At 72.9% G+C, this 7,396-nt stretch carries 6 protein-coding genes, 1 pseudogene and 1 riboswitch; all 7 genes and pseudogenes read right to left on the reverse strand.

Annotated features, from left to right (window positions below; all coding sequences use genetic code 11):
• Positions 1–273 precede the first annotated feature (273 nt).
• Positions 274–966: a transglycosylase family protein gene (locus GTW43_RS28515; protein WP_161304843.1), complete on the reverse strand. Its 693-nt coding sequence runs from the start codon at positions 964–966 to the stop codon at positions 274–276.
• A 4-nt stretch (positions 967–970) separates the two neighbouring features.
• A riboswitch (cyclic di-AMP (ydaO/yuaA leader) is annotated at positions 971–1,180 on the reverse strand.
• A 135-nt stretch (positions 1,181–1,315) separates the two neighbouring features.
• Entirely contained in the window at positions 1,316–2,314 is a 999-nt protein-coding gene (locus GTW43_RS28520; protein ID WP_161304844.1) for a transglycosylase family protein, read from the reverse strand.
• Positions 2,315–2,548: 234 nt separating this feature from the next.
• Positions 2,549–3,742, reverse strand: coding sequence for a Cmx/CmrA family chloramphenicol efflux MFS transporter (locus GTW43_RS28525; protein ID WP_161304845.1), 1,194 nt, complete (start codon positions 3,740–3,742; stop codon positions 2,549–2,551).
• Between the two features lie 234 nt (positions 3,743–3,976).
• A complete protein-coding gene (locus tag GTW43_RS28530; protein WP_161304848.1) occupies positions 3,977–5,203 on the reverse strand; it encodes a cytochrome P450 in 1,227 nt (408 codons plus the stop codon).
• 23 nt (positions 5,204–5,226) lie between these two features.
• Positions 5,227–6,219, reverse strand: coding sequence for a nucleoside triphosphate pyrophosphohydrolase (locus tag GTW43_RS28535; protein WP_161304846.1), 993 nt, complete (start codon positions 6,217–6,219; stop codon positions 5,227–5,229).
• A gap of 38 nt (positions 6,220–6,257) precedes the next feature.
• Positions 6,258–6,923, reverse strand: coding sequence for a SurA N-terminal domain-containing protein (locus GTW43_RS28540; RefSeq protein WP_161304847.1), 666 nt, complete (start codon positions 6,921–6,923; stop codon positions 6,258–6,260).
• Positions 6,924–7,117: 194 nt separating this feature from the next.
• A pseudogene (locus GTW43_RS28545) lies at positions 7,118–7,396 on the reverse strand (serine/threonine protein kinase); the annotation flags it as partial.

The raw sequence follows: 7,396 nt of genomic DNA on the forward strand, positions 1-7,396 counted from the left end.
GCGGCTCCGCCGCGGGGCGCGACCAGCCCCCACGCACCCGCGGACGGGAACCCACCGGGCCCCCACCCCGGTGGCCCCGATGGAGGTCGCGGACGAAGTCCGCATCTCCAGGGGCGCGGGGAACTGCGCGAGAAGCCCCACCGGACCCGCGGACGGGAACGCACCAGGGCCCCCCACCCCGGTGGTCCGGAGCAGGGGGCCAGGTGATGAGCGGCCGGCGCATCGGCCTCCGCCGAAGCCGAGTGCGCGGTCCCCTATATAGAGGGGGAAGACTTACTTCAGGTGCAGCTGCTGACCCGGGTAGATCAGGTCCGCGTCGGTGACGATGTCGTCGTTCAGCTTGAACAGCTTCTGCCAGGTCGTGTGGTGCGCCTCGGCGATCGTGCTGAGGGAGTCACCCTTCTTGACCTTGTACTCGCCGTCGCCCTTCTTGACCTTCTTGCCGGTCGGGGTGGTGACGGTCTCCTTCTTCGGCTGCGCCTTCGGAGCCTGACGCTCCTGCGAGCGGCTCGCGGGCTGCTCGGCCTTGCGCTCCTGCTGCTGCGGCTGGGTCTGCTGCTGCGGCTCGGCGGCCGGCGCGGAGTTGGACGTCGAGGCGCCGGACAGGCCGACACCACAGCTCGGCCAGGCACCCTTGCCCTGCGACGCGAGGACCTTCTCGGCGACGGCTATCTGCTGCGCCTTGGAGGCCTGGTCCGCGGAGGAGGCGTACGAGGTGCCGCCGTACGCGGCCCACGTGGAGGACGAGAACTGGAGGCCGCCGTAGTAGCCGTTGCCCGTGTTGATCGACCAGTTGCCGCCGGACTCGCACTGCGCGACGGCGTCCCACTCGGACGCGGTGGCGGCGGAGGCGCCGGTGGCACCCATCAGCGGGACGGCGACGGCGGCACCGGTGACACCGGCGAGCGTGGCGACACGGACGGCCTTGGACGGGCGGCGGTGCTTGCCCTTGCTGGAGAACAGCATGGAGAGATCCCCTCACCGACGCCTACGAGGTGAGCTGTCGGGTTCGGGCCAGTGAGTGCCCGGCCGCGCAACCTCGTGCGCGACTTAACCCCCAGCCGCTCCGGACTTCGTGCTTCCGGACCGGCACTTACCTTGGGTCCCCCGCTCCTGCCCACGGCGCTGACGCGTCGACTGTTCCCGGACGGACGGTGGCAGGATTCGGCGTGTCGCCCGTCGGGGCCCGCTGTGGCGAGCGGCTAGACCGTACGCAGCCGATCCGCCCGTTTTCAAAGCCGATCAGGGTCTTTGAGACCCATCTCTCACTTTCGCCAAATCGGACATTCAGCCAGCAATCCGCCCCGAACTCCCGCTACTTTTCGCCCGATTCGAGCCCAAGATCCAGACTCTGACCAGGAAGGATGAGGTCCGGGTCGGAGCCGACCGTCTTCTTGTTCAGGTCGTACAGCGCGGCCCATCCGCCGTCCACGTCATGCGAGTCGGCGATGTCCCACAGGTTGTCCCCGGCGCGCACCGTGTACGCGTCCCCGCCCCGGCTGTCCTCGCGGGAGGCGTGACGCCCCTCTCCCGTACGGGAGTCGGCGCGGTCGTCGGAGGCACGGTCGCCGCGGTGGCGGCCACCGTCCGAGCCGTCCGGGGAGGACGGGGTGGCCTCCGGGGCGGAGCCCTCCGGAGAAGTCGGCGCACCGGAGCCGGACTTGCCCGATTCGCCCGACTCGTCGTCACCGGACGGGGCGGCCGACGGCGACGGGCTCGCGGAGCCCTCGGCCGCGCCGGCGCCCTCACCCTTCTCGCCCTGGTCGTCCTGTTCGCCCTTGCCGTCCTTCTTGTCCGTCTTTCCGTCGTCGTCCGACGCGCCCGACGAAGCGTTACCGGAGGTATCACCGGAGGCCTCGTCCGACGGGGACTCGGACGCGTCCGGCGCCGAGGGCGACGGCAGGAGGCTCGACCCCGGGTCCACCTCCGCCGAACCGTCGCCCTGGGTGAGGCCCGCCGTCAGCGAGCAGCTCGGCCAGGCGCCCGGCCCTCGGTCGTCCAGCACCTTCTCCGCGACCGAGATCTGCTGCGACCGGCTCGCCTGGTCCGCGCTCGGCGCGAAGTCGAGCCCGCCGTACTGCTCCCACATCTCCTGGGACAGCTGGAGCCCGCCGTAGTAGCCGTTCCCCGCGTCGAGACTCCACTGTCCACCGCTCTCGCACGTGGCCAGCTTGTCCCAGGCGTGGGTGTCGGCGGCGCTCGCGTTGGTCGCGGCGAGCAGCGGGATCGCGATGGCGCTGCCGGTGACTCCGGCGGCGACGACGAGAGCAGGTGCCTGACGGGGGCGACGGTGACGACCGTTCCCGGAGAGCATGCGGGTGCCTTTCGCGAGACTGATGCTGCGCGCGACGGGTGTCGCGAGGGGCGCGACGGACGGGTCCGACGCGATGAGTGGTGAAGGTAGCGGGACTCGAACGCTTGTCACAAGTCGATGCAGCGTAGATCACGTGAAAGTCACAGCTTTGACGATCCGTCACTCCCGCAGCCCCCCTCACGGCCCCCTCAAGCCCCCCTCAGCGTGCGAAAAGCCCAGGAACAGGACAAGCCGTCAGACCGTCCGCCGCACCTCGAACTCCCGTGACCGCAGCCCGAGTCCGTGCCCGTGACCCGTCGCCACGGCCGCGCCCGCCACCACCGACGCGACCGCCGTCAGCGCCGCGCCCACCCAGAACGGCGCGACGGGTCCCCCGCCCGCACCCAGCGCCGCGGAACCGAGCAAGGGCCCCACCGCGGCACCCGTGTTGAGCGAAGCCGTCCCGTACGCGCCCGCGAGCGCCGGGGCACGGCCCGCGGCGTACAGCACCCGCGTGACGAGCGTGCTGCCCACCGCGAAGGCCGCCGCGCCCTGCACCAGCAGCACCGCCAGCAGGACCGCGGGGCGCGACGCCGCCAGCGCCAGGGCCGGCCAGCCCGCGAGCAGCAACGGCCCGCCGACCGCCAGGACCCGCCCCGGATGACGGTCCGCCAGCCGGCCCGCCACCGTCACCCCCGCGAACGAGCCGAGCCCGAACAGCACCAGCGCCACCGGCACCCCCCGCTCCCCCAGCCCCGCCGGGCCGGTCACGACCGGCGCCAGAAAGGTCAGGCCCGCGAACGTCGCCGCGTTCACCAGCGCCGCGAGCAGCATCGGCAACAGCAGTGCGGGCCGCGCGAGTTGAGCCAGTTCGCGGCGCAGCGGCACCGGGCCGTCCGCCGCCGCCCGGGACGGCAGCCCGCGCAGCAGACCGACCCCGGCGAGCACACACAGCAGCGCGACCGCCCAGAACGGCGCCCGCGGTCCGAGCAGCGCCCCGAGCGCCGCCCCGCCCGGCACCCCGAGCACCGTGGCCAGCGTCGTACCCGACAGGAGCACGCCGAGCGCCCGGCCCTTGCGGTCCGGCGCGACCAGCGCCGCGGCCGTCGTCAGGGCCACCGCCAGAAACCCGGCGTCGGCGAGCGCCGCGACCACCCGCGTCGCGAGCAGCACCCCGAAGTCCGTCGTGACGGCGCCCACGACATGGGCCGCCGCGAACACGAGCACGGACAGCAGCAGGGCGGTCCGCGGATCGCGGCGCCGCGCCAGAACGGCCATCAGCGGAGCGCCGACGGCGAGCCCGGCCGCGAACGCCGTCGTGAGCAGCCCGGCCGTACCGACCGGCACACCGAACCCGGCGGCGAGATCCGGGAGCAGCCCGGCGAGCATGAACTCGGAGGTGCCCATGGCGAACACGGCCAGGGCGAGCAGAAAGAGAGGGAGAGGCATCGAAGGACTCCGGACGGGAGGAGAGCGACATGAACGTCTTCTCGTCACCGCGTCCGTCCCCCGGACACACCGGCCCGGCCGCGCGGCGCGATGCGGCGCGGCGCGGCGGTACGGACCTACGGAATCAGTGGCTCAGGGGGCAGACGGCGTGACCGCATGCCCCCGCCCTGTCCGACTCGGGACTTCCCATACCGGCCACCGTACGGGAGCGGCCGTGCGCGGGGCATCCGGGTTTCACCGCTCCAGCGGGGTGAAGGCCACGGGCAGGGTGCGCAGCCCGCGCATGATCAGGCCGCCGCGCCGGCGCAGGTCGGCGGGGTCGACGGCGAGGCGCAGGTCCGGCAGGCGGGTCAGGAGGGTGGCGAGAGCCGCCTGCCCCTCCAGACGGGCCAGCGGTGCGCCCAGGCAGTAGTGGATGCCGTGCCCGTACCCCAGGTGCTGGTTGTCCGTACGGGACAGGTCGAGGGTGTCGGGCTCGGCGAACCGGGCCGGGTCCCGGTCGGCGGCCGCGAGCACGACGAGCACCGGATCGCCGGCCGCGATGTCCTGGCCGCCGATGCTCAGCGGCTCGGTCGCGAACCGCCAGGTGGCCATCTCGACCGGGCCGTCGAAGCGCAGCAGCTCCTCGACGCCGGTCTCCAGCAGGTCCCTCTCCCCGGCCGCGATCGAGCTCTGCAGGCGTGCGCGCTGCTCGGGGTGGGTCAGCAGCGCGTAGGTCCCGTTGCCGATGAGGTTGACCGTGGTCTCAAAACCGGCAAAAAGGAGGATGAAGGCCATTGCGGCGGCCTCGTTCTCCGTGAGGTGCTCGCCGTGGTCGGAGGCGCGGATCAGGCCGGAGATGAGGTCGTCGCCCGGGTCGTTGCGCTTGCGGTGGATGAGCTCGGCCAGGTAGCCGCGCATCTTCTTGACCGAGCGCGCCACCCCTCCCCGCGGCCCCCCGCCGTGCCGGATCATCATGCCCGCCCAGTCGCGGAAGTCGTCCTGGTCCTCGCGGGGGACGCCGAGGAGGTCGCAGATCGCGTAGATGGGGAGGGGGAAGGCGAAGTCGTGGATCAGGTCCGCCTCGCCCTTCGTGGCGAAGCGGTCGATCAGGTCGTCCGTCAGTTCCTGGACCCGGGGGGCGAATTCGGCCACGCGGCGGGGGGTGAAGGCCTTGGAGACGAGGCGGCGCAGGCGGGTGTGGTCCGGGGGGTCGATGTTGAGGAGGTGGGTCATCAGCTCGGCCTTGCGTTCGCCGGGGATGCCCGTCTTGCCCTTGGCGTGCGAGGGCTCGTCGTGGTGGTCCGGATTCTTGCTGAGCCGCTGGTCGGCGAGGGCCTGGCGGGCGTCGGCGTAGCGGGTGACCAGCCAGGCCTCGACCCCGCTGGGCAGCGTGGTGCGGTGCACGGGGGCGTGCTCGCGCAGCCAGGCGTAGGCCGGGTACGGGTCGTTCGCGAACTCCCAGGTGAAGAGTTCGGGCATGTCGGCGGGGGCGGGGCTTTCGGTCACTTCTCGACCGTATCGGGGAGGCCCTCGGTGGTGCGGACGGCGTCACGGTAGGCGCGGGCGGCGGCCCGCAGGGCGGCTTCGGGGTCGATGCCGTCGGCCTCGGCGCGCAGGGCGAGGGTGAGGAGTTCGTAGCCGATGCCCGGGCCGGTGGGGACGGGGACGTCGAGTCCGGCGGTGCGGACGCGGGAGCCCAGCTTGGCGGCGAGGGCGAGGCCGGGCTGGCCGACGGGGACGCCGTCGGTGACGGAGGCGCGGCGCTTCTCCTCGGCCTTGGTGCGCAGCCAGTGCTCCTTGACGTCCTCGGGGGTCTCGGCGGTGTCGTCGCCGAAGACGTGCGGGTGGCGGTGGATGAGCTTGGTGACGATGCCGCCGGCGACGTCGTCGATGGAGAAGGGGTCGTCGTCGCCGGTGGCCTCCTCGGCGATGCGGGCGTGGAAGACGACCTGGAGGAGGACGTCGCCGAGTTCCTCGCGCAGTTCGTCGCGGTCGCCGGTCTCGATGGCCTCGACGAGTTCGTAGGCCTCCTCGATGGCGTACTTGGCGAGGTCCTCGTGGGTGCGCAGCCGGGACCAGGGGCACTCACGGCGGATGCGGTCCATGACCTGGACGAGGTCGAGGAGGCGGGCGCCGGGCAGGTCGTAGGAGCCGGGGAGCAGTTCGAGGGCGGGCATCTGCTCGCGGCCGGATCCGGCGAGGGTGGCGAGGCCGTCGGTGAGCCGGCGGTCGCCGTCGGCGGCGGCGAGGACGACGAGGGTGCGGCCGCCGTCGGCGCACCGGTCGACGAGTTCGCGGGCGGTGACGTCGCCGGGCAGCGGCCGGACACCGGCTTCTTCGAGGTACGGGAGCTGCGGGTGTGCGGGGTCGGAGCACAGCACCTGGTCGGCGCTGCGCAGGACCTGCCAGGCCTGCCAGGACAGGAGGCCGGGGGCGACCCGGTGGCTGGTGCTGAGCAGGACGATGCGGCCGGCGGCGCTGGTGGTGTCGTTCACCCGTCGAACGTAACGCAGGCCGCCGGTCCGGTGAGCGGTCAGGCGGTCTGGGCCGCGGGCTGCTTCGTCACCTGGTTGAGCCAGGGGGTCTTGGCGTCGGTCCGGGAGTTCAGCCGGGCGTCCCAGGTGCCGTAGCGGGGGTTGAGGGTGACGTTCAGTTCCTTGGAGGCGTTGACGAGGGCCTTGGCGAAGGCGGCCTTGCCGGCGCTGGTCTGCGGGTCGGCACCGATGGCCTCCATGAGCTTGCCGGCCTCGACCTCGGTGCGCATGGCCTCGGTGAGGCGCTGCGGGGGGATGCCGTACTGCTGGAGGAAGGCGGTCTCCAGCTGCTCGGCGCCGCCGGCCCGCTTCTCGTAGGCGCTGCGCATGGACTGGGTCTCGGCGCGGGTGACGGTGACTCCGGCGTCGGTGGCGGCGCGGTGCAGGACGCGGGTGCGGACCATCGCGTTGAGCGTGTTGCGGGCGAGGGGGCCGGAGGCCTGGACGGCCTGCTTGTACTGGGCCTGGTCCTGGGTGGCGGCCTGCTGGGCGTCGCGCACCTCGGTGACGCGGGCGTCGAGCTGGGAGACGGTGATGCGCTGGCCGCCGACGACGGCCGCGGCTCCGGGGTGCGCCTCGTTCCCGCAGGCGGTGAGGACGGGGACCGCGGCGAGTGCGGCGGCGGACAGGACGAGCGCGGTGCGGCGGCTGGTGCGGCGGTGCAAGGTGGAGCCTCCCTGCGAGTAGTTTGTGCGCGTTCCGCCGCGCGTGGCGCGTCCGTCCGGCTGGGGCGGTGGTCGGGCGACGGGTGGGCGCACAAAGTCCGACGTTGATCGATGTTAGGCAGTGACCGCTTGCTGGGCCACCTATTCGACAACGATTCGCCGGGAGTTGGGGTACTGAACTCCGCCCGGGCGGGTCAGCCGCGCACTTGTCCGAGCCAGTGGAGGGTGCGGCGGACCTCGGCGGGGAAGGGGTGGCCGGGGCCGTGCAGGCGCTCGGCGTCGTGGAGCAGGCGCAGCAGGGTCTCGTGGGCGGCGCCGCGGTCGCCGACGGCGAGGAGCAACTGGCCGATGCGGCGGCGCACTTCGAGGGCGAGCCGGAGGTCGGTGGTGGCGTACTGGTTCTCGTAGTACGGGAGCAGGGAGCGGTACTCGGCGAGGGCGGCGGCCGGTTCGCCGAGGGCTTCGAGGCACTG

Source organism: Streptomyces sp. SID5785 (genome assembly GCF_009870065.1).
GTDB lineage: Bacteria > Actinomycetota > Actinomycetes > Streptomycetales > Streptomycetaceae > Streptomyces.